The 24,961-nt window shown below is 65.2% G+C and carries 20 protein-coding genes and 1 tRNA gene; 14 read left to right on the top strand and 7 right to left on the bottom strand.

The annotated features are described in order from the left end of the window. The first annotated feature begins 99 nt into the window (after window positions 1-99). Window positions 100-414 (top strand): septum formation initiator family protein, encoded by a 315-nt coding sequence (locus J0J06_RS06305; protein ID WP_294040460.1) that lies wholly within the window; start codon window positions 100-102, stop codon window positions 412-414. 30 nt (window positions 415-444) lie between these two features. On the opposite strand, the gene J0J06_RS06300 is transcribed toward J0J06_RS06305, so the two are convergent. Next, window positions 445-1,629, bottom strand: a complete 1,185-nt coding sequence (locus J0J06_RS06300) for an acetyl-CoA C-acyltransferase (protein ID WP_294040459.1) — start codon at window positions 1,627-1,629, stop codon at window positions 445-447. A gap of 105 nt (window positions 1,630-1,734) precedes the next feature. On the opposite strand from J0J06_RS06300, the gene J0J06_RS06295 reads away from it, so the two are divergent. The 3 genes from J0J06_RS06295 to J0J06_RS06285 all read left to right on the top strand — a co-directional run bounded on the left by J0J06_RS06295 (window position 1,735) and on the right by J0J06_RS06285 (window position 4,487). After that, the gene (locus J0J06_RS06295) at window positions 1,735-2,502 is read left to right on the top strand and encodes an A24 family peptidase (RefSeq protein ID WP_294040458.1); all 768 of its coding nucleotides are present in this window, start codon (window positions 1,735-1,737) and stop codon (window positions 2,500-2,502) included. After that, entirely contained in the window at window positions 2,499-2,966 is a 468-nt protein-coding gene (locus J0J06_RS06290) for a hypothetical protein (protein WP_294040457.1), read from the top strand. Before J0J06_RS06295 ends, J0J06_RS06290 begins: the two co-directional genes overlap by 4 nt. A gap of 111 nt (window positions 2,967-3,077) precedes the next feature. Then, window positions 3,078-4,487 carry a coniferyl aldehyde dehydrogenase gene (locus tag J0J06_RS06285; protein ID WP_294040857.1) on the top strand — a complete coding sequence of 470 codons (1,410 nt, stop codon included), beginning with the start codon at window positions 3,078-3,080 and terminating at the stop codon, window positions 4,485-4,487. A 1,467-nt stretch (window positions 4,488-5,954) separates the two neighbouring features. Here J0J06_RS06285 and hmgA read toward each other — a convergent pair. Next, window positions 5,955-7,388 carry a homogentisate 1,2-dioxygenase gene (gene hmgA, locus J0J06_RS06280; RefSeq protein WP_294040456.1) on the bottom strand — a complete coding sequence of 478 codons (1,434 nt, stop codon included), beginning with the start codon at window positions 7,386-7,388 and terminating at the stop codon, window positions 5,955-5,957. 85 nt (window positions 7,389-7,473) lie between these two features. Beyond that, window positions 7,474-8,541 (bottom strand): 4-hydroxyphenylpyruvate dioxygenase, encoded by a 1,068-nt coding sequence (gene hppD, locus J0J06_RS06275; protein WP_294040455.1) that lies wholly within the window; start codon window positions 8,539-8,541, stop codon window positions 7,474-7,476. Window positions 8,542-8,670: 129 nt separating this feature from the next. Here hppD and J0J06_RS06270 point away from each other — a divergent pair, with 129 nt between their 5' ends. The 4 genes from J0J06_RS06270 (at window position 8,671) to J0J06_RS06255 (ending at window position 17,105) form a co-directional block, all read left to right on the top strand. Further along, complete coding sequence (locus J0J06_RS06270) at window positions 8,671-9,126, top strand: MarR family winged helix-turn-helix transcriptional regulator (protein ID WP_294040454.1); 456 nt, start codon at window positions 8,671-8,673, stop codon at window positions 9,124-9,126. A gap of 191 nt (window positions 9,127-9,317) precedes the next feature. Continuing rightward, window positions 9,318-11,369: a BamA/TamA family outer membrane protein gene (locus J0J06_RS06265; RefSeq protein WP_294040856.1), complete on the top strand. Its 2,052-nt coding sequence runs from the start codon at window positions 9,318-9,320 to the stop codon at window positions 11,367-11,369. Next, window positions 11,369-15,574 (top strand): translocation/assembly module TamB domain-containing protein, encoded by a 4,206-nt coding sequence (locus J0J06_RS06260; protein ID WP_294040453.1) that lies wholly within the window; start codon window positions 11,369-11,371, stop codon window positions 15,572-15,574. Before J0J06_RS06265 ends, J0J06_RS06260 begins: the two co-directional genes overlap by 1 nt. A gap of 67 nt (window positions 15,575-15,641) precedes the next feature. Then, complete coding sequence (locus J0J06_RS06255; protein WP_294040855.1) at window positions 15,642-17,105, top strand: NAD(P)/FAD-dependent oxidoreductase; 1,464 nt, start codon at window positions 15,642-15,644, stop codon at window positions 17,103-17,105. Here the strand turns inward: J0J06_RS06255 and rsmD are convergent. Together rsmD and J0J06_RS06245 are read right to left on the bottom strand one after the other, a co-directional pair. Continuing rightward, entirely contained in the window at window positions 17,102-17,638 is a 537-nt protein-coding gene (rsmD, locus tag J0J06_RS06250) for a 16S rRNA (guanine(966)-N(2))-methyltransferase RsmD (protein ID WP_294040452.1), read from the bottom strand. The genes J0J06_RS06255 and rsmD overlap by 4 nt on opposite strands. Next, on the bottom strand, window positions 17,638-18,699 hold the full coding sequence (locus J0J06_RS06245) for a pseudouridine synthase (RefSeq protein ID WP_294040451.1): 1,062 nt from the start codon (window positions 18,697-18,699) through the stop codon (window positions 17,638-17,640). Before J0J06_RS06245 ends, rsmD begins: the two co-directional genes overlap by 1 nt. Window positions 18,700-18,825: 126 nt before the next feature. On the opposite strand from J0J06_RS06245, the gene J0J06_RS06240 reads away from it, so the two are divergent. The 3 genes from J0J06_RS06240 (at window position 18,826) to J0J06_RS06230 (ending at window position 21,549) form a co-directional block, all read left to right on the top strand. Beyond that, the gene (locus J0J06_RS06240) at window positions 18,826-19,266 is read left to right on the top strand and encodes a response regulator (protein WP_294040450.1); all 441 of its coding nucleotides are present in this window, start codon (window positions 18,826-18,828) and stop codon (window positions 19,264-19,266) included. A 38-nt stretch (window positions 19,267-19,304) separates the two neighbouring features. After that, the gene (gene gatB, locus J0J06_RS06235; protein ID WP_294040449.1) at window positions 19,305-20,795 is read left to right on the top strand and encodes an Asp-tRNA(Asn)/Glu-tRNA(Gln) amidotransferase subunit GatB; all 1,491 of its coding nucleotides are present in this window, start codon (window positions 19,305-19,307) and stop codon (window positions 20,793-20,795) included. Between the two features lie 112 nt (window positions 20,796-20,907). Further along, on the top strand, window positions 20,908-21,549 hold the full coding sequence (locus J0J06_RS06230) for a peptidylprolyl isomerase (protein WP_294040448.1): 642 nt from the start codon (window positions 20,908-20,910) through the stop codon (window positions 21,547-21,549). Here the strand turns inward: J0J06_RS06230 and J0J06_RS06225 are convergent, their stop codons facing one another. Then, window positions 21,550-21,699 carry a hypothetical protein gene (locus tag J0J06_RS06225; protein ID WP_294040447.1) on the bottom strand — a complete coding sequence of 50 codons (150 nt, stop codon included), beginning with the start codon at window positions 21,697-21,699 and terminating at the stop codon, window positions 21,550-21,552. It abuts the gene before it with no gap. A 95-nt stretch (window positions 21,700-21,794) separates the two neighbouring features. On the opposite strand from J0J06_RS06225, the gene J0J06_RS06220 reads away from it, so the two are divergent. From J0J06_RS06220 to J0J06_RS06210, 3 genes are all read left to right on the top strand, one after another. Beyond that, window positions 21,795-21,879: transfer RNA gene (locus J0J06_RS06220), tRNA-Leu, on the top strand. A 60-nt stretch (window positions 21,880-21,939) separates the two neighbouring features. Then, window positions 21,940-23,538 (top strand): trigger factor, encoded by a 1,599-nt coding sequence (gene tig, locus J0J06_RS06215; protein WP_294040446.1) that lies wholly within the window; start codon window positions 21,940-21,942, stop codon window positions 23,536-23,538. 139 nt (window positions 23,539-23,677) lie between these two features. Then, window positions 23,678-24,604, top strand: a complete 927-nt coding sequence (locus J0J06_RS06210) for a glycosyltransferase (RefSeq protein WP_294040445.1) — start codon at window positions 23,678-23,680, stop codon at window positions 24,602-24,604. Between the two features lies 1 nt (window position 24,605). On the opposite strand, the gene J0J06_RS06205 is transcribed toward J0J06_RS06210, so the two are convergent. Then, window positions 24,606-24,938 carry a hypothetical protein gene (locus J0J06_RS06205; protein WP_294040444.1) on the bottom strand — a complete coding sequence of 111 codons (333 nt, stop codon included), beginning with the start codon at window positions 24,936-24,938 and terminating at the stop codon, window positions 24,606-24,608. Window positions 24,939-24,961: the final 23 nt, after the last annotated feature.

Genomic DNA, 24,961 nt, shown 5'->3' with positions numbered 1-24,961 from the left:
CCGACGATTCGTTTCACCGCTGATCCGACTCGATTCGCCGAAAACATGGTTAATTTCGGCTTGCCCGGCGAATCGGCTTGCGCGAGAGATGACGCGACCATGACGCGCCGTCACACCACTTTCCGCTCCGTATTCCGCCGCGCCGCCTTGCCCGCGTTCGCGCTGGCGGTCATGGCGTTCTTCGGCACCTATGCCGTGGTTGGGTCGAACGGCGCGCTGGCCTATGGCGACTATCAGCGGATGCTCAAGCGCCAGGAACAGCATCTCGCGCAGCTCAAGCGGCAACAGGCGGCTATCGCCAACCGCGTCCAGTTGCTCGATCCCAAGAAGGTCGATCCCGATATGGCCGACGAACAGGCTCGCAAGCAACTGAACGTCATCAACCCTAACGAGGTCGTCCTTCCCCTGAAGTAACCGGCGCTCGCTGCGCCGCGCGGGAGGCCGTCAGATCAGCTCGACCGCGACCGCGGTCGCCTCGCCGCCGCCGATGCACAGCGACGCCAGTCCGCGCTTCAGTCCGCGCGTCTGTAGCGCCGATACCAGGGTGGTCAGGATGCGCGCGCCGCTCGCGCCGATCGGATGGCCGAGCGCGGTCGCGCCGCCATTCACGTTGATCTTGTCGTGCGGGATGCCGAGGTCGTGCATCGCTATCATCGCGACGACCGCGAATGCCTCGTTCACCTCGAATAGGTCAACGTCGGCGACGGTCCAGCCGGCCTTGTCGAGCGCTTTCTGCATCGCCTGAACGGGGGCGGTGGTGAACAGGGCAGGTGCGTGGGCGTGCGCGGCGGTCGCGACGACGCGCGCGACCGGCGTCTTGCCGAGCTTGTCCGCGACCGACTGGCGAGTCAGGACAAGCGCCGCCGCCCCGTCCGAAATCGACGAGGCGTTGGCGGCGGTGATGGTGCCATCCTTCGAAAAAGCCGGCTTGAGCGTGGGGATTTTCGCGGGGTCGCCCTTGGCCGGTTGTTCGTCGATCGTGATCGTGTCCGTGCCCTTGCGGCCGACGACCTCCACGGGGACGATCTCGCGGTCGAACGCGCCCGATTTCTGCGCTTCCTGCGCGCGAGTCAGGCTCGCGATCGCATAGTCGTCCTGCGCGGCACGGGTGAACTGATATTCCTGCGCGGTGTCTTCCGCGAAGTTGCCCATCAACTTGCCGGGTTCATAGGCGTCCTCGAGTCCGTCGAGATACATGTGATCCTTGAGGACATCATGCCCGATCCGCGCGCCGCCGCGATGGCGCATCGACAGATAGGGCGCGTTGGTCATGCTCTCCATGCCGCCCACGACAAGCAGGTCGACCGATCCGGCCGCCAGTGCCTCCGCGCCCATGATCGTCGCTTGCATGCCCGACCCGCACATCTTGTTGACCGTGGTCGCCTCGACATGCTCGCCCAGCCCGGCGTTGATCGCGGCTTGCCGAGCGGGAGCCTGTCCAAGCCCGGCGGGAAGGACGCAGCCCATATAGATTCGCTCGATCGCCTTGGGATCGACCCCGGCGCGCTCGACCGCGCCCTTCACCGCGGTCGCGCCGAGTTGCGTCGCGGAAGCCCCCGTCAGCGCGCCCTGAAAGCTCCCCATCGGGGTGCGGGCATAGGACAGGATGACGATCGGGTCGGCGGTCATTGTGAGGCTCCAGATTGGTTGCGCGCGATCTAGGGGTGGCAGCGCCGGAATACAAATTGCCGCACGGCAGTTTGGCGATGCTGCACGCCGCGCTAGGGAGGGGGGATGGGCGCGCTCGCTTCACTACCTGACTGGGTTTGGCCGACGGCACTCGGCGTTCTGGGCGCGATCGTCGGCAGTTTCCTCGCGACGTTGGTGATTCGTTGGCCGCAAGAGCGATCGGTGATCGGCGGACGATCCGCGTGCGATGCGTGTGGGCGGACATTGTGCACTTGGGAACTGGTGCCTTTGGCCAGCGCGCTCGTGTTGCATGGGCGGTGCCGAAGCTGCGGCGTGGCGATCGATCCGCGCCACTGGCAGATAGAGCTTGGTTGCGTGGTGCTGGGCGTCATCAGCGGGCTTGCCGCGCCGGGGCTGGTCGGCGTGGCTGGCGCGGTGTTCGGGTGGCTGCTGCTGGCGCTGGCGGCGCTCGATGTCGCCGAGTTCTGGTTGCCGGACCGGCTGACCGGTACGCTGGCGGTGGCGGGACTAATGTCGATCGCGGTCGCGCCGCCCGACTGGCCCGACCGGCTTATCGGCGGCGTCGCCGGATTTGCGTCGCTCTGGCTGATCGCGTTCGCCTACCGCCGCATCCGAGGGCGTGACGGGCTGGGCGGCGGCGATCCCAAGCTGTTCGGCGCGATCGGATTGTGGGTCGGGTGGGCGATGCTGCCGTTCGTGCTGCTTCTCGCGTGCATCGTCGGTCTCGGGGCGCTGCTCACAGCGCGGCTGAGGGGGCAGGCCGTTTCCGGCGGCGATTGGGTGCCGTTCGGCGCGCTGATGGCGATCGCGGCTTACCCGATGTGGCTGGTCATGATAGCGTTCGGTCCATGAAGAAGCTCGCTTTGGCCCTGATCGTCCTCGCCGCGCCCGCACTTGCCAGGGACAAGAAGACCCCTGCGCCTGCGCCCATCGCGCCCAGCGTCGACGGCCTGCCGATCGGCGTGCTCCCCAAGCAGGACCTGCCCGCAAAGGGATGCGCGGCCTTCCTGTGGACGCGCGGGCCGAGCCAGGCGATGATCGCGATGGCAGTCGCCGATCCCGGGAAGATCCGCCTGACGATCGATGGCAAGGTGCAGGATTTCGCGATGATTGGGCAGGACGGGACCGGCGGCTTCGGATTCTCCCACACCACCGAATATAAGGGCGGCGACGTCACCGCGACGCTGGACATGACGATCGCGAACGACGCCAATCTGGCGAACGGCGCGCGGATCGGGGAGGCGACGTTGCGGATCGACCGACCGGGGCAGGACACGGTGGTGGTGCCCGCCGGTGGCCTGATCGGGTGCGCGTGACGGGACCGAACTCGTCCGGGCGGCGCTTGTTGTTTCCCTGATCTTTCTTCACACCACGCAAAGACGGCCCTGCCACAAGGTCAGGGCGAACGGAGGGGCGGAATGAACCAGATGCGCCAAACGCTCGATGTGCAGCGTGCCGCGTTTCAAGCGGAGCTGCCGGTCTCCGCCGCGACCCGCAAGGATCGCCTCAAGCGCGCCGCCGCGATGATCCGCGACCATGCGGACGCCTTTTGCGACGCGCTGTCGGAGGATTTCGGGCATCGCAGCCGCGAACAGACGATGGTGACTGACATCGCCGCCTCGATCGCGCCGATAAGCCACGCCATCAAGCATCTCGACAAGTGGATGCGCCCCGAACGGCGCCCGGTGACCTTTCCGCTCGGGCTGCTCGGCGCGAAGGGGTGGATCGAATATCAGCCCAAGGGCGTGGTCGGCGTGATCGCGCCGTGGAATTTCCCGATCCAGCTGGTGATGGCGCCGATCGCCAATATCTTCGCCGCGGGCAATCGCGCGATGGTGAAGTCGAGCGAGTTCACCCCAAGGACGGCGGCACTGTTCGAGGAAATCTGCCCCCGATATTATGCGGCGGACGAGCTCGCGTTCTTTTCGGGCGGGCCGGAGGTGGGGAAGGCGTTTGCCGAATTGCCGTTCGATCACCTGATCTTCACCGGCGCCACCGGGATCGGGCGGCACATCCTCCATGCCGCCGCCGACAATCTGACCCCGGTCACGCTCGAACTTGGCGGCAAGTCGCCGGTGATCGTGGGGCGCGACGCCGACATCAAGCGCGCGACCGAGCGCGTGGCACTGGGCAAGATGCTCAATGCGGGGCAAATCTGCCTGGCACCCGATTACATGCTGGTACCCGACGACCAGGAACAGGCTGTGGTGGACGGTCTGAAGAGCGCGGTGTCGGCGATGTATCCGACCCTGTTGGCGAACCCCGATTACACCTCGATCGTCAACGACCGGCACCATCAGCGGCTGCAGGACTGGCTTGAAGATGCTCGCGCGAAGGGAGCGACGATCGAGACGGTCAATCCAGCCAGCGAGGATTTCGGCAGCAGCAACACGCGCAAGATGCCGCTCCACATCGTCCGAAATGCGACCGACGACATGACGGTGATGCAGGAGGAAATCTTCGGCCCGATCCTGCCGGTGCGCCGCTACAGCGGTGGCGTCGACGCGGCGATCGCCGAGGTCAACCGCCGCGACCGGCCGCTCGGCCTATATTATTTCGGGGATAACGATGCCGAGCGCCGCCGCGTGCTCGACCGCACGATCTCGGGCGGGGTGACGCTCAACGACGTCATCTTCCACATCAGCCAGGAAGAACTGCCGTTCGGCGGCATCGGCCCGTCGGGGATGGGCGGGTATCACGGGCATGACGGCTTCAAGACCTTCAGCCACGCCAAGGCGGTGTACCGCCAGCCGAAGATCAACGTCGCGAAGCTCGCGGGGATCATGCCGCCCTATGGGAAGGCGACGATGGCGAGCGCGAAGCGGCAGATGAAGTGACGGCCTCCAGACCGTTGTGCCGAAACGACTGTTTACCCTAGGTTTCGCTGCGAATCGGGCGGGGGCAGATATGCATAAGTTGATCGTGGCGTTGGCAACACTGGCGATGGTCACGGCGCCCGCGAAGGCCGAATGGCGGCAGGTGCGGACTGAGCATTTCATCCTGTCGATCGACGACACCGAAGACAATGCGCGAGGCTACGCGATCAGGCTCGAGAAGTTCGATGCCGCGCTGCGGCTGCTTTACGGCGTCAAGGAAAATCCCGATCAGGCGTTGCGGCCGATCACTATCTATGCGTTGCGGGAAGACCTGTTCAACCGAGCCTGCGTTTATTGCCCCGGCGTGCTCGGGTATTACAATCCTGACGCGGAGCGCTCGTTCATCGTCAGCTTGCACTCGCCCGACGCTGACCGCAAGACCAAGGGCCGCCAGTCGAGTTCTCAGGTGGTGCTGCTCCACGAATATTCGCACCACTTCATGTATTCCAACTTTCCGGTCGCCTATCCGATGTGGTTTTCGGAAGGGTTCGCCGAATTCAATGCCAACACGACCTTCGGTGACGATGGTTCGCTGACGATCGGTCATCCGGCAAGTTATCGTACGGAAGGATTGGGGCGCGACATCCGCGTGCCGCTGAAGCAATTGTTCGATCCCGGACGCAACGGCTACCCCGACGATGTCTCGCTGCTCTATTCGCGCGGCTGGCTGCTGACCCACCTGCTGCTCCTGCGGCCGAGTCACAAAGGGCAGCTGGACAAATATCTGACGGGGATAAACCGGGGCGAACCGAGCATGGCCGCGGCGGCCAAGGCGTTCGGCGATCTGAAGGCGCTCGACACCGAACTTGACCTGTATCGCCGCGGCAAATTAGAGGCGCCGTTGCTCATTTCGCCGCCCAAGCCCGTGACCGCCACTGTCACGACGATGCCGCCGGGCCAAGCCGCGTTGATGCCGACTTACATCGCGATCCGCCGAACCGCCAAAGACTACAGGCTGGGGTTGGCGATCCAGGCCGAGGGGATTGCGAAGAAATATCCTGACGACGCTCTGTTGCAGGCACAAGTCGCCGAAATGGAATTCAAGGCGGGACGCACCGACCGCGCGGATCAGGCCGCCGACCGCGCTCTCGCGATCCAGGCTGATTTGGAACCGGCGCTCGTCATGAAGGGACGGGTCGCTGTATCACGCGCGGCGCTCGCCAACACGACCGATCCCAAAGTCTGGTCGGCGGCGCGCGGATGGTATCTGAAAGCCAACAAGAGCAACCCTAATGCCGTGATGCCGCTCTATCTGTTTTACGCCAGCTTTGTGGCGGCCAAGGTCAAACCGACCCCCAGCGCGGTCAAGGCGTTGCTGCGCGCAGCAGTGTTGGCGCCGGAAAGCAACGGCATCCGGCTAGCCGTTGCACGGCAGGCGTTAGCCGATGGCGACGGCCCGACCGCGGCTCGCGCGCTACAGGCGCTCGCCTATGCTCCGCACCTTGCGCGTGACAAGAATGTACCGCTCGACGCGCTAAACCTGATCGTAGCGGGAAAACTGGACGAGGCGAGGACGCTGCTCAGCCCCAAGGACAAGGACGACGACTGGTCGCCGTTTGGCAGCTCCCCCTTCGGAAACCCCGACCACACCTCGTCATAGTCCTCATCCAGCGCGCTCGTTTCCAGCGCGTAGTCAGTGCAGTGGAACACCCAGCGGCTCTCGATCATGAACGCCATCGTGCCATCGATCTTGTGCGGCTTGAGGTCGGCCTCGCTGGCGCCTTTCCAGCTCGCTACGTCCGGCCCGTGTCCGCTCATCTGGTTGTGCAGGCTCATCGCGCCGGGGCGAAAGCCTTCGGCCTTGGCGTCGTAGGCGCCGTAGAGCAGCCCCATGCACTCGCTCATCGTGTTGCGGTGGAACCAGGGCGGGCGGAACGTGTTCTCGGCGACCATCCAGCGCGGCGGGAAGATCACGAAATCGGCGTTCGCGGTGCCGGGCACGTCGCTGGGCGAGGTAAGGACGGTGAAGATCGACGGATCGGGGTGGTCGAAGCTGATGCTGCCGATCGTGTTGAAGCGCGCCAGATCGTAACGGTACGGCGCGTAATTGCCGTGCCACGCGACGACATCGAGCGGGCTGCGGCCGAGATTGGTCGACCAGCACGCGCCTTCGAATTTCTGGATAAGCGCGAAGTCGCCTTCGCGATCCTCGAACCAGGCCACCGGCGTCTCGAAATCGCGCGGATTGGCGAGGCCGTTCGACCCGATCGGGCCGAGATCGGGGAGGCGGAACGGTTGGCCATGGTTTTCCGCGACATAGCCGCGCGCTCGTCCATCGATCAGTTCGACGCGGAAGCGGACGCCACGCGGGATCACCGCCACCTGGCCGGGGGCGATATCGATTCGGCCCATTTCGGTGAGAATGCGCAAAGCGCCCTGTTCGGGCAGGATCAGCAATTCCCCATCCGCGCTGGCGAAGGCACGGTCGGTCATGTCGCGCGTCGCGTGATAGACGTGCATCGCGACCCCGGCCTGCGTGCGCGGACCGTCGCCCGCCACGACCATCGTTGTCAGGCTGTCGAGCCAGTCGGCGTCCTGAGCCTCCTCAAGCGGCTGCCAGCGCAGGCGGTTGGGGGCGAGGGGGCGTTTCGACAGGCCGGGCGCGAAACGCGGCGCGCCCTCATAGCGCGTGAAAGCGGGGTGCGCTGCGCTGGGGCGCAGGCGATACAGCCACGTCCGCCGGTTCTCGTGCCGCGGCGCGGTGAACGCGGTACCGCTGAGCTGCTCCGCATAGAGGCCGAACGCCGGCTTTTGCGGGGAGTTGCGCCCGACCGGCAGCGCGCCCGCGACGGCTTCGGTCGCGAAGTGGTTGCCGAGGCCGGTCATGTACCCGCTGCCTTCATGCTGAACTTGTTTCAGCATCCATCTCTCCAATTGCTAAGTCGCTGCCTGTGGCGCGATGGACCCTGAAACAAGTTCAGGGTGACGGCCAGCATGTGTTGCGCGGTTACGCCTCCACCCCCGGCACCACACCGCGACGGATTTGATCCAGCTCGATACTCTCGAACAGTGCCTTGAAATTACCCTCGCCGAAGCCGTCATTGCCCTTGCGCTGGATGATCTCGAAGAAGATCGGACCGACCATGTTCTCGGTGAAGATCTGGAGCAACAGGCCGCCGCCCGTTTCCGGCGCGCCGTCGATCAGGATGTCGCGCTTGCGCATTTCTTCGACGTCATGGTTGTGACCGGGCAGTCGCTTGTCGATCAGGTCGAAATAGGTCTGCGGCGTGGTCTGGAAGCGGATGCCGTTGGCGCGCAGTTGATCGACCGTCGTGAAGATGTCGTCGGTCGCGAGCGCCAGGTGCTGGATGCCTTCGCCCTTATAATCCTTGATGAACTCCTCGATCTGCGAATGCTCGTCCTGGCTTTCGTTGAGCGGGATGCGGATCTTGTCGTCGGGAGCGGTCATCGCCTTGGAGAACAGGCCGGTCGCCTGACCCTCGATGTCGAAATAGCGGATTTGGCGGAAGTTGAAGATGCGTTCGTAATAATCGGCCCAATAATCCATCCGCCCGCGCAGAAGGTTGTGGGTCAGGTGGTCGAGCGTGTGGAGGCCGACGCTATGATCGTCCACCCCCGCGCCGGTCGGTTCGAAGTCGATGTCGTAGATCGTCGATCCGCCGCGGCGATCGACCAGATACAGGTTCGCGCCGCCGATCCCCTCGATCGCCGGGATGTTGAGTTCGGCCGGGCCGACCTTGCCCTCGACCGGGACCGCGCCGCGTTCCTCGGCCAGCTTGAGCGCCCTGGCAGCGTCGGCGACGCGGAACGCCATCGCATTGGCGCTCGGCCCATGCGCGTTGCGGAAGCCCGCGACTTGCCCAGCGTCTTCCATGTTCAACAGAAAGTTGATGTCGCCCTGCGCGTAACGGCGCACGTTCTTGGACCGGTGATTGCCGACATGGGTGAAGCCCATCTTCTCGAACAGATCGGCCATCGCCGCCGGATCGGGCGAGGTGAATTCGACGAATTCGAAGCCGTCGAGGCCCATCGGGTTGTCGTGGCTGTCGGTCATGGTCGGCTCCGGGGAAAGTGGTTTCAATTGAAACTATATCGTGGTTCGGGCCTGGCGTCCACACCAAAGACGTGATCGCCGGGCATGTTCGGGGTGACGGGAAGGATGGGGCGCGCTAGCGTCACCAATGTGACACAACTCAAGCTCGACACCTTTCTGCCCTATCGGCTTTCGGTCGTGTCTAATCGCGTGTCGGAGGCGATCGCGACCGCATACGATCGGCTGTTCGCCCTGAAGATTCCGGAATGGCGGTTGATCGCAGTTATTGCAGAGGGGCAGCCGATCGCGCAGCAAGCCGTCGGTGTGGCGACGCGGATGGACAAGGTGACGGTCAGTCGCGCTGCGCAAGCCCTGGTGGAACGCGGGCTGATTGCGCGGCAACCCAATGCGGGCGACAGGCGGTCGCATTTGCTGACGCTGACGGCGACCGGTCGCGCGCTATACGATCAGGTCGCGCCCAAGGCGTTGGAGATGGAGGCCGCGATCTTCGAACAGCTCGATCCGGCCGAACGCCGTACCTTGTCGGCGATGCTCGAACGGATCGAACTGGCCGCGGCCCGGATCGCGCCCGAACCGATCGAATGAACTCGGCGCAGGAGAAAGCGTTGGCAGTCGAGGAAGGGGCCGATAGCAGGATCCCCGGCAAAGGGGCTGTCGTGTCGCGTATCGTCAACCAGGCTTGTTACGCGATTGCGGTGGGTGCGCTCGTGCCGGGCGTTTTGCTCGCCCAGACGACACCCGCGCCGACGACGCCGGGAGGCCAGCAGGGCAAGCCGGTGCCGATTCCGACGCCCACCGCCGACCCCGACGGCGACAAGCCGATCGTCACCGACAAGGATTTCAACGCGGCGCTGCCCAAATTGTCCGACGACATCAACGCGCCGCTCGAACCGATTCCGCAGGATGCGCCGTTCACGCCACAGACTGCCGACAAAGCGCCCGATAGCGTCACCGCATCGCCAGCGCCGGTCGTGGCGCCCGGCACGCTGCCGCCGCCGTCCGAACCGCCGGCGGAACTCGCCCAGCCGCTGGTCCCGCTCGACAGCTACAATACCGTCCCGGTGGTCGAGGTTGCGGCGACCAACGACAAAAAGGGCGCGCAGGTCCGCTACGACACCGTAATCAACGGACTCGACGCGCTCGACCTCGGCGGCGATTTCCGCACCTTCTCGGCGCTCAAGAAAGGCGGCGGCAAGGCGGCGAACATCCCGATGGTCACTGCCCGCGCCCGCGAGGACGAAGCGCTCGCCGTCCGCTTGATGAAGAGCAAGGGCTATTACGACGCCAGCGCGGTATCGGTGATCGAAACGATCCCCAACGACCCGACCCGAGTCCGCGCGGTGATAAATGCGGTGCCGGGCAAGCTGTATCGGCTCGGCGCGATCGCGGTCGACGCCTATCCGTTGCCGCCCGACGACCTGATCGCGAGGAACCTGCCGCTGCGCACCGGCGACCCGATCGAAGCCGAACGCATCCAGGGCGCGGAGGCGAATGTCAGTCTCCAGCTCGGCCAGACCGGCTATCCGTTCGCCCGGCTGGGCACGCGCGACATCCTGCTCGATGAAAGCAACTTCACCGGGGACTATACGCTGCCGATCGACACGGGACCGCGGTCGCGTTTCGGTGACATCACGACGAACGGGCGATTGGCGTTCGGGGCCGACCATATCCGCGTGCTGCGCCGCTTCAAGCCGGGGCAACTGTACGACACGCGCGGTATCGACGATCTGCGCAAGGCTTTGGTCGCGACCGGCCTGTTCTCGACCGTTACGGTCGAACCGGTCGATACGGGCAAGGACGCGCCGGACGGTACGCGCATCGTCGATATTGCCGTGACCCAGCGTGTCGGCAAGACGCGCTCGATCGCTGCGACGGGAGGCTATAGCACCGGGCAAGGACTTCGTGCCGAGGCGACCTACACCGCGCGCAACGCGTTCCCCCCAGAGGGCGCGCTGATCCTGAATGCGGTGGCGGGCACGCAGGAACAGGGGGCAGGCATAACTTTCCGCCGATCGAACTGGCGTCAGCGCGACCGTACGCTGAGTTTCGGGCTGGCGGCTGGGCGCAACAATTACGACGCGTTCAACGCCGTGTCGCTGTCGCTGATCGGGCGCGTATCCTATGATTCCACGCCGATCTGGCAGAAGAAATTCACGTATCAATACGGGTTCGAACTGACCGGCACCAACGAGGATGTCTATGACTTCGCGTTGGCCAAGCGCCGGCGCGGAACCTATTTCATCGCCGCGCTGCCGGTCGCGGGGCAATTCGATACCACCAACGACCTGCTGGACCCGACGAAGGGCTATCGGTTCAAGCTGTCGCTCAGCCCCGAAACGTCGGTACGGGGCGCGGTGCGGCCCTATCTGCGTGCGATCGCAGAGGCCAGCACCTACTATCCGGTGATGGACAACCTGGTGCTGGCGGGGCGCGTCCGCGTCGGGTCGATCCAGAACATCGCGCGCGACGATCTCGCGCCGTCGCGGCGCTATTATGGCGGCGGCGGCGGGTCGGTGCGCGGTTACGGCTATCAGCGGCTCGGCCCGTTCGATCCCAACGGCGATCCAGTCGGCGGCCGCAGCCTCAACGAATTCGCCGTCGAAGCGCGCTATCGCTTCGGCAATTTCGGGATCGTGCCGTTCCTCGACGGCGGCAATTCGTACGAATCCAGCATGCCGAAGTTCAAGGATCTGCGCTTCGGTGCGGGGATCGGCGGGCGGTTCTACACCAATTTCGGCCCGGTCCGCGTCGACGTCGCGACGCCGCTCAACCGGCGCAAGGGCGACGGCCGCATCGCTCTCTACATTTCGATCGGCCAGGCATTCTGATGGCGGATACGGTCGTCCCCGCGGATGCGCCGGAGACGGTGGTTGTCGTGCGCCGACCGCTGTGGCAGTCGATCACGCGCTGGGTCGCGATCGTCCTGCTCGGCATCGCGGCATTGTTGCTTGCGGTATATGTGTTGCTCGACACCGCGCCGGGGCATCGCTTCATCGTCTCGCGCCTCGCGGCCTACACAACCGAGACCGGGCTCAACATCAAGGTCGGGCGGATCAAGGGATCGATCTACAACCGCATGGAGTTGGTCGATCTGCGCGTCAGCGACACCAAGGGGGTGTTCCTGACCGCGCCGTCAGCCGTGATCGACTGGCACCCGTTCCAGTTCTTCTGGAATCATATCGACGTCAATTCGATGGAAGCGCCGCTCGTCACCATGACGCGGGCGGTAGACCTAAAGCCCAGCGATCCCAATGCGCCTTTGTTGCCCGACATCGACATAGACATCGACCGGCTGAAGGTCGACCGTTTGGTGCTGGTGAAGGGGGTGACGGGCCAGTCGCATCTGGTCCGCATCGACGGCGCGACGCACATTGCGAGCGGGCGCGCCCAGCTCGTCGCCAATGCCGACGCCTTGCGCGGGCCGGGGATTGCTGGCGGCGACAGGCTGCGGCTGACGCTCGACGCGGTCCCGAAGGACGACCGGCTGACGATCAAGGCCTCGCTCGACGCGCCCGGCGACGGCGTGGTCGCGGCGATGAGCGGTACAAAGGCGCCACTCGCTGTCCGTGTCGACGGCAAAGGCGATTGGAAGTCATGGACCGGCAAGGGGATCGCGACGCTCGGCGGCCAGAATCTCGCCAATCTCGACCTCGGCGCGGCGAACGGCACGTTCACGATCCGCGGATTGACTCATCCCGGACTCTATATGGCCGGCCCGGTCGAGCGGCTGACCGCGGGCGGGATGATGATCGATGTCGCCGCGACGCTCGACAAGCGCAAGGCGACGACGCGGATGACGCTCAAGTCGAGCGCGCTGGCGGTCGCGGCGAACGGGCTGTTTGACCTGGGCGAGAATACGTTCGGCAATGTCGTCGTCGATGCGCGGTTGCTGACGCCGGGTGCGATCCTGCCCAATCTGGCGGGGCGCGACGCGATGGCGCACCTGACGCTCGACGGGCCGTTCGCGACGCCGACGATCGGCTACAGCATCAGCGCGGCCGCTCTGTCGTTCAACGGCACCGGGGTTGAAGGTTTAGCCGCATCGGGCAAGGCGACGGTCGATGCGAAGCATGTGCTGGTCCCGGTCAACGCACGGGCACGGCGCGTGACCGGATTGAACGCGGCGGCAGGCAATCTGCTCACCAATGTCAGCGCGATCGGCGATTTCGCCTATGCGAACGGCAAGCTGCTGTCCGACAACCTCAAGCTCAAATCGGACCGGATCGACGCCACCGCGATCGTCGTCGCCGATCTGCCGAGCGGCCGCTACACCGGCGCGCTGAAGGGCAGAGTCAACGATTACACGATCGACGGCATCGGCATCGTCAATCTGACCACCGACGCAAAGCTGGTGAGCGTCCCGTCGGGCGGATTCGGGATCAAGGGCCATGTCGTCGCGCGGACCAAGCGCATCTTCAATGGCGGCGTATCCGATTTCCTGGGCGGCAATGCGCTGGTGTCGAGCGACGTCGGTTACGACACCAACGGGTTGATCACGTTCAACAACGTAAAGCTGACGGCGCCGCAATTCACGCTGTATCGGGGCGCGGGGAGCTATTCCCCCAACGGACAATTGCTGTTCGCGGGCGATGGCCTGTCGAAGGCGTACGGCCCGGTTTCGGCGCGAGTCACGGGTACCGCGAGCGCGCCGGTCGCCGTCATCCGCGCGCCGCGCCCGGGCATGGGCGTGGGACTGTCGGGCCTCGAAGCGACGATCCGGGGCAAGGGCGACGGCTATGCCGTGATCGCAAAAGGCGACACCGCCTATGGCGCGTTCGGCGCCGACGTGTTCATCCGCACCGGCAAGGTGCTGACGGTACAGGTCAATCAGGGGACGCAGCTTGCCGGGATCAATCTGCTCGGCAACCTTCAGCAGACGCCAGCCGGGCCGTTCGCGGGGACGCTGAAATTCGCGGGTTCCGGGGTCAACGGCGTCGCGACCCTTGCTGCGGAGGGCGACGTCCAGCGCGCCGATTTCGACGCCCGCGCCTATAACGCTAAGATCCCCGGGGCGGTCGACTTCACGATCGGGCGCGCGCTCGCGACGGGGACGATCATCCTCTACCCGAACGCGCCGCGGGTGCTGGCCGACGTCCAGCTCGCCAACCTGCGGTACGGCGACACCGTCCTCGCCGTGGCACGCGCGAAGATCGACTATGCCAACCGGACCGGCACGGTGCAGGCGATGGCCAACGGGTCGAGCGGCGTGCCCTTCACGATGGGGCTGAGCGGGCAGCTGCGCCCCGATCTGTGGCTTGTCGCGGTACAGGGCAAAGCCAATGGCATCGCGTTCCGTACGCCGCGCCCGGCGCGGATCGAGCCGATCAATGGCGAATACAAACTACAGCCGACCCAGATCGTGTTCGACAAGGGAACCGCGCGCATCGCGGGCAGCTACGGCAAGGACACGACGCTCCAGGCGCGGCTCGACAAGCTCGATCTGTCGGTCGCCAACGCGCTGGTGCCGGGCCTTAACATCGACGGGGTGGCGACCGGCAGCGTGGACTATGTCCAGCGCGACGGTGGGACGGTGCCGAACATCGACACGCAGATGACGGTCACGGGCTTTACCCGGTCGAGCGCGGAAATCGTGTCGCAGCCGGTCGACATAACCCTGGTCGGTCGATTGACCGCCGAGGGGGGCGACGTGCGCGCGCTGGTCAAGCGCGGGACGACGACGGTCGGGCGGATGCAGGCCAACCTCGCCCCGCTCGGGTCCGGCGCATACTGGTCGGATCGGCTGATGTCCGCGCCCCTGACCGGCGGCATCCGCTATAACGGCCCGGCGGGCGTGCTGTTCTCGCTGACCGGCCTGCCCAACCAGCAAGCGTCGGGCGGTATCGCGGTCGCGGCCGATTTCGGCGGGCAACTCGGGTCGCCGCAGCTCAACGGCATCGTGCGCGCCGACCATCTGACCTATATCAATACAGCCTATGGAACGAAGCTGACCGACATGCAGCTCGCCGGGCGGTTCACCCGGGACCGTTTGGAAATCACCAATCTGGAGGCCAAGGCGGGGCAGGGTACGGTCAGTGCCAAGGGCTGGATCGGCCTCGCCGCCGACGCCGGTTTCCCGCTGCAGCTCGACGCGACGTTGCAGAATGCGACGCTTGCCGACAGCGACGCGCTGTCGGGCACGGCGACCGGCACGATCAGCGTCACCAACGGCAAGCAGGGCGGCCTGATCAAGGGTGACCTGCGCATCCCCAACGCGCGCTATGAAGTGGTCTATCAGGGCCAGGCCGAAGTGCCCGAGCTGAAGGGCGTGCGCCGCAAGTCGGACGGCCCGCGCCCGCACACCGCGCCGGCAGCGGACAGCAATTTCAAGCTCGACCTGCGGATTCGCGCCGCCAACCAGTTGTTCGTCAGCGGCATGGGTCTCGAATCCGAATGGTCGCTCAACATGCGCGTGGGCGGGACATCGGCCTCGCCGACCGTGTCGGGCTCGGCGGAGGTCGTGCGCGGCACCTATAGTTTCGCGGGCAAGCGGTTCGACATCAATCGTGGCAACGTGCGGTTCAGCGGCAACGCGCTGAGCGATCCCGACATCGACATTTCGGCGACGACCGACACCAACGGCATCACGGCGGTAATCAATATCGGCGGCACGGGCCAGCGGCCGCAGATCACCTTCACCTCGACGCCGACCTTGCCGCAGGACGAGGTGCTGAGCCGGTTGCTGTTCGGCACCAACCCGGAAAACCTGTCGGCGGTCGAGGCGCTTCAGCTCGCTGCGGCGCTCAATTCGTTGCGCGGCGGGGGCGGGGGGCTTGGCGGACTCGGCAAGCTGCGCAGTGGTTTGGGGATCGACCGCTTGCGCATCCTCGGCGCGGACGACGTGACCGGGCGCGGCACGGCGCTTGCCGCGGGGAAGTACATCACGCGTAACATCTATATCGAGATCATCACCGACGCGCGCGGCTTCACCGCGACCCAGCTCGAAATCTCGCTGACCAAGAGCCTCAGCATCCTGTCGCAGATGAGCTCGTTCGGTGGGTCCGGCGCGAGCGTGAAGTATCAGAAGAATTTCTAACTGACATCGATGTAAGTTGCCATCCGCTCGCCAATCGAATATCCGGTATGGAGGAGAGGTGGCTGCCATGGAACATGTCGACGTTCTGGTCGTGGGCGCGGGGATTTCGGGGATCGGCGCGGGGTATTATCTGCAGACCCTGTGCCCCGACCGGAGTTACGCGATTCTGGAGGGGCGGGCGTCGCTCGGCGGTACCTGGGATCTATTCCGCTATCCCGGTATCCGCTCCGATTCGGATATGTACACCCTGGGCTATTCGTTCCGGCCCTGGACCGAGCCGAAGGCGATTGCCGACGGCCCCAACATCCTGAACTATCTGCAAAAGACCGCGGCCGATTACGGCATCGACCAAAAGATCCGCTACAACCACCATGTCAAGCGGGCGGCCTGGTCGACCGAGGATGCGCGCTGGACGGTCGAGGCGACGGGGCCGGACGGACCGGTCACGATGACCTGCAATTTCCTCTTCATGTGCTCCGGCTATTACAATTACGCCAAGGGTCATTCGCCGGAGTTCGCCGGTGCGGACGACTTCAAGGGACGGATCGTCCATCCCCAGTTCTGGCCCGAGGACCTGGATTATTCCGGCAAGAATGTCGTCGTGATCGGTAGCGGCGCGACCGCGGTGACGTTGGTGCCCGCCATGGCGCCGAAGACGAAGCACATCACCATGCTCCAGCGATCGCCGACCTATATCGTCGCGCGGCCCGCCCAGGATGCGCTGGCCAACTGGCTGCGCGCCAAGCTGCCATCCAAGGCGGCCTATGGCATCACGCGCTGGCGCAACGTGCTGTTCGGCATGTTCTTCTTCCGCATGGCGCGCAAGAAGCCGGAACGGACCAAGGAGCGGTTGCTCGGCATGGTGCGCGAGGAATTGCCCAACCACGACATCGAAAAGCATTTCACGCCGCGCTATAACCCGTGGGACCAGCGCCTGTGCCTGGTCCCCGACGGCGACCTGTTCGCGTCGATCCGCGAAGGGAAGGCGGATGTCGTCACCGACACTATCGACCGCTTCGTGCCGGAGGGAATCAAGCTCGCGTCGGGCAAGACGCTCCCCGCTGACATCATCGTCACCGCGACGGGGCTGGAGCTGCAATTGCTCAGCGACGTGCAATTCTCGGTCGACGGCGTCGCGCAGGACCTGTCGAAGACGATCAACTACAAAGGCATGATGTATTCGGGCATCCCGAACATGGCGTCGTCGTTCGGCTATACCAATGCGTCCTGGACGCTGAAGGCGGACCTGACTTGCGCCTATGTCTGCCGGTTGCTCAACACGATGAAGAAGCGCGGGCTGCGCCAGGCGACGCCGACACCGACCGACGCGGTGGGCGAGGAGCCTTTCCTCGATTTCTCGTCGGGCTACGTCACCCGCGCGATGGACAAATTCCCCAAACAGGGCGCGCGCAAGCCGTGGAAGGTCCACCAGAATTACGCGCTAGACCTAATGGCTCTGAAGTTCGGGTCGGTGGACAACGAAATGGTGTTTTCGAACCCGGTGCCGGCGCGGGTGAAGGAAGCGGCCTAGGCCATCCCCAATAGCGTAACCCGCGCCTTGCCGTAGATCTTGTCGGCATCCGCGACGAACCCGGCGACTTCGACTGGTTCGTTGCGCTGCGATTCTATGCTCACCCAGGTCGCCGGGCCGACCCAGCCGAGCCGCGCCAGCCGGTCGAGCGCGACCGCGCCCGCGCCGGTGCCGTAGGGCGGGTCCATCATGATCACGTCGAGCGGCGCGGTGGCCGGCCCCAATGCCATCACCGATTGCGCGCGAACGTCTGCCTTCGCGCCAAGCTTCGCGACGTTCGCCCGCAAGGCGTCGAGCGCGGCTTTGTCCTGCTCGACAAACAGGCATGACGCCGCTCCCCGCGACAATGCTTCCAGCCCGAGCGCGCCCGATCCGGCGAACAGGTCGCCGACCGCCAGCCCATCGAAACTGCCGATCCGGCTGACCAGCATCGAGAACAAGGCTTCGCGCGTGCGATCGGCGGTGGGGCGAGTCGCGTCGCCCTTCGGTGCGACGATCGCGCGTCCGCGCCATTGCCCGGCGATGATCCGCATTATTTGCGCCCGCGCGGGGGACGTCCGCCCGGCTTGCCGCGACCGCCGGCGGGGCCGCGAGAGGGACGGGCAGGGGCAGGCCGGTCGCCGCGATCCTCACGGAAACTCCGCGCCCGCGACGAGCGCGCGGCGCTGGTCGATCCGGCTCTTACCGCGAGTGTACCGTCGGCGCGCTGTCGAGGGGCCTTGGCGGGCGTGGCGGGCCGCGCCGGTTTTGCCGGACGCGAGGTAGGGCGATCCGGCTCGCGTTTCGGCGCGGTGCGCGGCGTGACCGGCTGCACGCTTTGTTCCCGTTTGCGCGCGGGCTGTGGCAAGTCCTTGCGCGTAGGATTGGCGCGGAACGATTCGACGTCATGCTGCCGCACTTCGCCGACCGCGCCCACCGGCAAGTCGCCCAGCACAAACGGGCCGTAGCGCGTGCGGATCAACCGGCTGACCTTGAGGCCGAGATGTTCGAGCACGCGCCGGACTTCGCGATTCTTGCCCTCGGTCAGGACCAGTTCGATCCACACGTTCGCCCCGGTGCGGCGTTCGAGATTGGCGTCGATCGATCCGTAGCGCACGCCCTCGATCTCGACGCCCTCGATCAGGTCCTCGAGCTGCGCCTGCGTCACGTTGCCATAGGCGCGCGCACGATAGGCGCGTTCGACACCTGTCGCGGGAAGTTCCAACTGCCGCTTCAACCCCCCATCGGTCGTGAGCAGCAGCAACCCCTCGGTATTGAGGTCGAGCCGGCCCACCGGGACGACGCGCGGCAACGTCTTGGGCAAGCGATCGTAAATGGTCGGCCGCCCGCCCGGATCGCGCTCCGTCACCAGCAGCCCGCTTGGCTTGTGGTAGATGAACAGCCGCGCCGCGGTGGGGGCGGCGACCGGATTGCCGTCCACCGTCACCCCGTCGAGTGAGGCCAGCAGGGTAGCTGGCGTGTCGATCGCAACTCCGTTCAGCGCCACACGCCCCTCGACGATCATCCGTTCGATCTCTCGCCGGGATGCGACGCCGGCACGCGCCAATAATTTTGCGATTCGCTGGTCGTCGGGGGTCTTGGTCGATGGCATCATCACGCCAATATACCGTTTTGTCGGCGACGGGCCTAAAATCTGCATCCCGAATCGTTGCCGGGGGTTAAGCGACGGCAGCGTAACGACGCGCGAACGAAACGATCCGCGTGCAGGGAATGAACGGCAATGGTGTTCGGACGGCGCAAAAGAACGATCACGCGGCTCCTGATCTGCGAGGACGAGCCGCTGATCGCGTTCGACAACGAACACACCCTGACCGAAGAAGGATTCGAGGTGGTGGCGACGGTCGATCGGGTGTCCGACGCGCTGGCCGTGCTGAATGCCAATGCCGATGTCCACCTTATCCTCGCCGATGTCGCGCTGGCCGACGGAAGCGGGATCGACCTTGCGCGCCATGCCCATGCGCGCGGGGTTGCGGTGATCTTCTGCACCGGCGATTGCCCGGCCGACGGCAAGGCGTTCGCGCGGGGGTGTCTCGCCAAGCCCTACAGTCCCGCGGACCTGATCGGCGCGATCGCGGCGGTCGACAACCACATGCAGGGCCGCGCCCGCCCGCGCCGCCTGCCGCGTGGTTTCTCACTGTTCGATCAGGAAGCGGTCGCCTGATCTTGCGGCACGACGCCCGCTAGGGCTATTCGCGGCGCATGACTGACGTCCTGAGCAAAGCCGCGCCTTCCTCGTACCGCATCCACGGCGCCACCGGCGAGTGGGAAGTGATCATCGGGCTGGAGGTCCATGCCCAGGTCACGTCGAACGCCAAATTGTTCTCCGGCGCGGCGACCGCGTTCGGCGCGGAGCCGAACACGCAGGTATCGCTGGTCGATGCCGCGATGCCCGGCATGCTGCCCGTTCCCAACCGCGAGTGCATCCGCCAGGCGGTGCGCACCGGCATGGCGATCGACGCGCACATCAACAAATGGTCGCGGTTCGACCGCAAGAACTATTTCTATGCCGATCTGCCGCAGGGGTATCAGATCAGCCAGCTTTACCATCCGTTGGTCGGCGAGGGCGCAATCGAGATCGAGCTGGAGGGCGAGGAGGCCCCGACCAAAACGATCGGCGTCGAGCGAATCCATGTTGAGCAGGACGCCGGCAAGCTGATGCACGATCAGCACCCCACCCGGTCTTATGTCGATCTCAATCGCTCGGGCGTCGCGTTGATGGAAATCGTCAGCCGCCCCGATATGCGCTCGCCTGCCGAAGCCGGGGCGTACCTCACGAAGCTGCGGTCGATCCTGCGCTATGTCGGGTCGTGCGACGGCAATATGGACCAGGGGTCGATGCGCGCCGACGTCAACGTCAGCGTGCGCCGCCCGGGTGGGGATTTCGGCACGCGTACCGAAACCAAGAACGTCAATTCGATCCGCTTCGTGATGCAGGCGATCGAGCATGAGGCGTCACGCCAGGTCGATGTGCTCGAAGGCGGCGGCCAGATCGTCCAGGAAACGCGGCTGTTCAATCCCGACACCGGCACGACGCGGTCGATGCGCTCGAAGGAAGACGCGCACGATTACCGCTACTTCCCCGACCCCGATCTGCTCCCGCTCGAACTCGACGACGCGTTCCTGGCGGAGTGCCGCGCAAGCCTGCCCGAACTGCCCGACGCCAAGCGCGCGCGCTACGAAGGGTTGGGGATTACGCCGTACCAGGCGAATGTCCTGACCGCCGAGGTCGAGACCGCGCGCTGGTTCGACGCGCTGCTCGACCAGGGCGCGAAGCCGGTCGCGGCGGCGAACTGGGTTTCGTCAGAGCTGTTCGGCGCGCTCAACCGGCTGGGCAAGGACATCAGCGAGTCGCCCGTCGGGCCGGGACAGGCCGCCGAACTGCTGGCGCTCGTCGCTGACGGCACGCTGTCGGGGAGCCTGGCCAAGCAGGTGTTCGAGGTGATGCTGGAAACCGGCGACGCACCGGGCAAGATCGTCGAGGAACGCGGACTCAAGCAGACGTCGGACACCGGCGCGATCGAAGCGGTGATCGCAGACGTGCTGGGGAAGAATCCCGGCCAGCTCGAACAGTATCGCGGCGGCAAGGAGGCTTTGTTCGGTTTCTTCGTTGGCCAGACAATGAAGGCGATGCAGGGCAAGGCCAATCCGGCGGTGGTCAACGAACTGCTCAAGAAGGCGTTGGCCTCGTAATTTCACCGTCACCCCCGCGAAAGCGGGGGCCCATCTCCTCACCGATGGGCTTGGCGGCACGGTCAAGAGATGGGTCTCCGCTTTCGCGGGGATGACGAAATAGGAGGTCGATATGCGGCGGTTGATTGCACTGCTGGCGGCGTTGATAGCCGCTCCTATCTCGGCCCAGACAACGCCGCCACCCGCGCCAGTCCCGTCACCCGCCCCAACGCCAGCCGGTCCGCCACTCCCCCGAGTCGCGATCGAAACGACCGCCGGCCGCTTCGTTGTCGAGGCCGACACCAAACGCGCCCCGATCAGCGCGGGCAATTTCCTGCGCTATGTCGATCAGAAACGGCTCGACGGCATCACCTTCTACCGCGTGGTCAAGGTCGATACGCGGTTCGGGTTCGTCCAGTTCGGCACCAACGGTGATCCCGCAAAGACGCTGCCGCCGGTCAAACACGAGCCGACGACGCTGACCGGTATCCAGCACATCGACGGCGTGCTCTCGACGCCCCGCCTCAAGCCCGGCACCGCGCGTGGAGACTTCACGATCATGCTCGGCGACCAGCGCGCGTCGATGGATGCGGACCCTTCGAAGCCGGGGGACAATGCCGGCTATGCCGCGTTCGGCCGCGTGGTTGAGGGGATGGATGTCGTCCTCAAGATATTCGATGCGCCTGTGTCAAAGACCGGTTCGATCCGCGGCGCGTTCAAGGGCGAAGTGCCCGTCGCGCCGGTCCGGATATTGTCGGCGCGGCGGGTGAAGTAACTAGACCGGATTCGCCGGCCCCGTCGGCTGTTCTCCCGGCGATGGCACGTCCACGTCCGGCGTCGGCGGACTGATCTCTGGCGGGGGTCCGTCGGGTTCGAGCGGCTGGCTCGGATGGGGCGGCAGTTCGGGGGGCGGTTGAGTGGCCATGATGGTTCCTTTCGGGACATCAACGCCTTTGTGTCGTGCCGGGTTGCTCCTTACCCGACACTTGCTATAGACGCCGCCGACCGGCGGTGTCCCAAGCGGGCGTGGCGGAACTGGTAGACGCGCTGGATTTAGGTTCCAGTATCGCAAGATGTGGGGGTTCGAGTCCCTTCGCCCGCACCAGTCCCCGTGACGAACGGGGAGGCACTGACACCCAATTTCCTTTTACGACAAAGGCCTGAAATGCAGACTGTCGAGACGTTGAACGAAGGGCTGAAGCGCGCCTACACCCTGAAGATTACCGCCAAGGAGATCGACGCCAAGGTCGATGCCGAGGTCAAGAAGGTCGCGCCGCAGATCCGCATGCCGGGTTTCCGTCCCGGCAAGGTGCCCGCGAACCTGATCCGCAAGATGCACGGCCCCGCGCTGATGCAGGATGCGCTCAACACCGCGATTCAGGACGGCATCCAGAACCTGATCTCGAAGGAAAAGCTGCGCCCGGCGATGTCGCCTTCCGTTAGCCTCGAGAACGAATATGAGGAAGGCAAGGACGCCGAACTCAAGGTCGAGCTGGAAGTCCTGCCCGACGTGCCGACCCCGGCGATCGACAAGATCAAGCTCGAGCGCCTGACGGTTCCGGCCAATGACGACGCGGTCCAGGCGCAGCTCCAGAAGTTCGCCGACCAGCAGAAGAGCTGGAACGACACCAAGGACGGATACAAGGCCAAGCAGGGTGACCTCGTCACGGTCGATTTCGCCGGCAAGACCGCCGACGGCGTCGCGTTCGACGGCGGCACCGGCACCGACATGGCGGTGGAGATCGGCGCGGGCCGCCTGATCCCCGGCTTCGAGGACCAGGTCGTCGGCATGAAGGCCGGCGACGAAAAGCAGATCAAGGTGACGTTCCCCGAGGATTATCCCGCGAAGGAACTCGCCGGTCGGCCCGCGACGTTCGACCTCGTCGCCAAGTCGGTGAAGACCGCGGGCGAGACCAAGATCAACGACGCGCTGGCGACGTCGCTTGGCCTCAAGGATCTCGATCAGCTCAAGGGGCTGCTCAAAGGGCAGGTCGAGCAGGAACTCAACGGCCTGACGCGCACGCACATGAAGCGCAAGCTGCTCGATCAACTCGCTGCTGGCCATGACTTCCCGGTCCCGCCGTCGATGGTCGAAGCCGAGTTCGCGCAGATCTGGGAACAGCTCAAGCACGAAGCGACGCACGAGCCCGATCCCGAGGCCGCGCTGGCCGAGATGGAGAGCGAGAAGGACGATTACCGCGCGATCGCCGAGCGCCGCGTGCGTCTTGGCCTGCTCCTGTCGGAAATCGGCCAGGCCAACGGCATCGAGGTGTCGAGCCAGGAAATGAACCGCCTGATCGCGCAGGCCGCGCAGCAGTACGGTCCCGAGGATCAGCAGCGTTTCATCCAGTATATCCAGCAGGAGCCGATGGCCGCAGCTCAGCTTCGCGCGCCGCTCTATGAGGACAAGGTCGTCGACTTCCTGTTCGAGAAGGCGGAGATCAAGGATCGCGAAGTGACTCGCGAGCAGCTTGAGGAAGCGATCGAGAGCGAGGACGGCTTCGCGACCGGCACGCACCATCACGACCACGACAACCACAAGCCCAAGGCGGCGAAGAAGACCGCTGCCAAGAAGGATGCGAAGGCCGACGACGCCAAGCCGGAAGCGGCAAAGTCCAAGGCGAAGAAGGTTGATGCCGAGCCTGCCGCCGAAAAGGCAGAGCCGGTGAAGAAGGCGGCGACCAAGAAGGCGTCTGCCGAGAAGGCTGAAGAGGCTCCGGCCAAGAAGCCAGCCGCCAAGAAGGCTCCGGCGAAGAAGGCTTAAGCGAGCCCAACGTCAAAACCGTCACCCCAGCCTTGTGCCGGGGTCCACGGTGCCGCAAGCTATGGTCAAGAGGTTCTAACTTCTCACTTGGCCGCCCGGTGGACCCCGGCATAAGGCCGGGTGACGACTGGGGGTTGTTTTGACCGAACCACGCATCGCAGTCCTGCTGCCCTGCTATAACGAGGAAGCCGCGATCGCGCAGACGGTCGCGGGTTTCCGCGCCGCGCTGCCCGGTGCTGCGATCTACGTTTACGACAACAATTCGAGCGACCGCACGGTCGAGGTGGCGCGCGAGGCGGGCGCGATCGTTCGCACCGAACGCATGCAGGGCAAGGGCAATGTCGTCCGCCGCATGTTCGCCGATGTCGACGCCGACATCTACGTGATGGCAGACGGCGATGCGACCTATGACGCTGAGGCAGCTCCCGCGATGATCGCGCGGCTGTCCGGCGAGCAACTCGACATGGTGGTCGGCACGCGAGTCCACGAAGCCGCCGACGCCTATCGACGCGGACACGTGATGGGCAACCGCGCGATGACTGGGCTGCTCGCCCGGCTGTTCGGGCGCAGCTTCACCGACATCTTTTCGGGCTATCGCGCGTTTTCGCGCCGCTTCGTGAAAAGCTTTCCGGTGCTCAGCGGGGGCTTCGAGATCGAGACCGAGATCAGCGTCCATGCGCTCGAGCTGCGCATGCCGGTCGGCGAGGTCGAAACGCGTTACTTCGCGCGGCCCGAAGGGTCGGTGTCGAAGCTCAGCACCTATGGCGACGGCTGGCGCATCGCGAAGACGATCGCGATGCTCTATCGTATCGAACGGCCTTTGTTGTTCTTCGGCTGGATCGCGGCGCTGTTGGCGGTAGCGGCGGTAATCCTCGCGATCCCGCTGGTCGTGACCTACCTCCAAACCTCACTCGTCCCGCGTTTCCCGACCGCGATACTGGCGACCGGACTGATCATCCTTGCGGCGCTGAGCTTCTTCGCTGGGCTGATCCTGGACACCGTGGTGCGAGGACGGCGCGAGGTGCGGCGGCTGGCCTATCTGGCGCACCCGGCGCCGGGTGGCTGACCTATTTGCAGCGCACGCCTTCACCGCGTTTGGCACAGACCGAATAGATGCCGTCGCCAGACGGGCGAATATGGAATCGCAGAATCCTGTCTCCATATCGATAGGTATGGGCGAAGTACCTTACTTTGAGATCGGACGTCGGCACGGTGCCGCGCTCGACCTTCGTGATATGCAGGTCCGCCGTGATCCAGCCGTGGCCGAGTATGTCGTCGGGCATGTTAGCGGCCCGATAGTCGAGGTTCTTGACCGTCCCCAACACGATCGCATCGCCGGCGCGAAACCGGGTCCTTGCGGTGTCGCCTGTCGCTAGTGCCGTGCCAGCCATCGCGGCCAATGACGCTAGGGTGAGCGCGACCC

This window comes from Sphingomonas sp., from assembly GCF_017304615.1.
Lineage (GTDB): Bacteria > Pseudomonadota > Alphaproteobacteria > Sphingomonadales > Sphingomonadaceae > Sphingomonas.
The sequence above is the reverse complement of the archived record's forward strand: the minus strand, read 5'-3'. Positions and strand labels throughout refer to the sequence as shown.